This window comes from Acinetobacter sp. A3 (assembly GCF_012371415.1).
Taxonomy (GTDB): domain Bacteria; phylum Pseudomonadota; class Gammaproteobacteria; order Pseudomonadales; family Moraxellaceae; genus Acinetobacter.
Map to the genome: position 1 here is coordinate 1 of NZ_JAAZQW010000084.1, position 1,366 is coordinate 1,366.

1 protein-coding gene is annotated in these 1,366 nt (G+C 38.4%); it reads left to right on the plus strand.

Annotated features, from left to right (window positions below):
• Nucleotides 1-44 precede the first annotated feature (44 nt).
• Nucleotides 45-1,349 carry an IS4 family transposase gene (locus HHA42_RS13285; protein WP_163170003.1) on the plus strand — a complete coding sequence of 435 codons (1,305 nt, stop codon included), beginning with the start codon at nucleotides 45-47 and terminating at the stop codon, nucleotides 1,347-1,349.
• Nucleotides 1,350-1,366: the final 17 nt, after the last annotated feature.

Below are 1,366 nucleotides of genomic sequence, written 5' to 3' on the forward strand. Positions count from 1 at the left end.
AAAATGTAGTAAAAATGAGTGTATGTAAATACGCTCATTTTTTTATGTCTTTATCTGAACATTTAGAATCCACTCTTGAACATGCTCTCCCATCACTCAACCATTTTTGTGAACTTATTGATTTAAATTGGATTGAAACAAGCCTGCATCAAACAGGTAAGGCATCGATCAGAAGGAGAAAATTACCTGCTGAGCACGTGGTTTGGCTTGTTCTTGGGCTTGCCTTGTTTCGCAATCAACCCATCAGCTATGTGGTAGAACAATTAAAACTCGTGTTTGGTACAACAGATTATTGTGTTCCTAGTGCAGCTGTCCAAGCTCGACAACGTTTAGGTCGAGAACCCTTAGCTGCCTTATTCTCCTTAATCAGCCAAGCATGGTTTGATGAATCACAACAACAATATTCAACCTTTCAAGGTCTTAGTGTATGTGCTGTTGACGGGGTGGTTTGGTCTATGCCACTGACCAAGGAGAATTTTAATCATTTTGGCTCATCTAAAGGTAAAACTGCTGTAGCACCTTACCCACAAGTTAGAGCCACGTGTCTAGTGAATACCAATACTCATGAAATCATAGATGCCCAAATAGGCAGTATGGATCAAGGTGAACTCACATTAGCAAATCAATTATCTCCTCCAGCACAAAGTATTACTTTGTTTGATCGAGCTTATTTCTCTGCTGATTTTTTAATAGGCTGGCAAACACGTGGAGAATCAAGCCATTGGCTTATGCGAGCTAAAGATAATTTACGTTATGACATAATTAAACGAAATTCCCCACATGATTTTCATATCAGGATGCCAATATCAGCAAGAGCCAAAAAACTTAATCCAGCATTAGGAGATTACTGGGAAGCACGTTTAATTGAAGTTGAGCAGGCAGGAAAAATCCGCCGTTATATCACTTCATTATTAGATTCAAAGACATACCCACTTATAGCCTTGGCAAAGTTATATGCTCAGCGTTGGGAAATTGAAATGTGTTACCGAGAAATTAAAAGCAATTTACAGGAAGGTAAGCACTTAAGAAGCAAACAGCCAGACTTAATTTATCAAGAATTATGGGGTGTCTTGATTGCTTATAATGTTCTAAGAAGACAAATGAAATATATGGCTCAACGTGCCAAAGTAAGCCCGTTGAGGATCAGTTTTCATATTGCATCTATTGCCCTTCTTAATTTACTCAGATTCGACTCTTTGGCTTCTGCAGGTAATCTACCCAAACATCTGGAAAGTTTAATGGAGAAATCTAATCGGTATGTTATACCTGAGAGAAGAGTGAGGAGTTATCCAAGGGTTGTAAAAGGAAAACCTCAAAAATACCCAAGAAAAAGCCAGTCAATCTCTTAACTGACTGGCATTACTCA

What these genes read in the sequence shown, in the direction of transcription:
- HHA42_RS13285 (WP_163170003.1), top strand. Translation starts at nt 45, where the DNA reads ATGTCTTTATCTGAACATTTAGAATCCACTCTTGAACATGCTCTCCCA.